The organism is Winogradskyella ouciana, assembly GCF_009709615.1.
Classification (GTDB): domain Bacteria; phylum Bacteroidota; class Bacteroidia; order Flavobacteriales; family Flavobacteriaceae; genus Winogradskyella; species Winogradskyella ouciana.
Map to the genome: position 1 here is coordinate 1 of NZ_WJYA01000040.1, position 330 is coordinate 330.

The window sequence follows — 330 nt, forward strand, 5'->3', positions numbered from 1 at the left end:
CTTTCCCACATGACGAGCAGCACCGAGACCACCGCCACCACCCCGCAGGTTGCGGTCAACGACATCGGTAACGAGGAAGCCTTCCTCGCCGCGATCGACGAGACGATCAAGTACTTCAACGACGGCGACATCGTCGACGGCGTCATCGTGAAGGTCGACCGGGACGAGGTCCTGCTCGACATCGGTTACAAGACCGAAGGCGTTATCCCGAGCCGCGAGCTCTCGATCAAGCACGACGTCGACCCCAACGAGGTCGTCGCCGTCGGTGACGAGATCGAGGCCCTTGTTCTCCAGAAGGAGGACAAGGAAGGCCGCCTGATCCTCTCGAAG

General features: G+C 61.5%; 1 protein-coding gene. It reads left to right on the forward strand.

The genetic code is table 11. The annotated features are described in order from the left end of the window. Window positions 1–330, forward strand: a 330-nt coding sequence (locus tag F1003_RS18525; protein WP_235898407.1) for a S1 RNA-binding domain-containing protein, incomplete at both ends; no start/stop codon positions are given.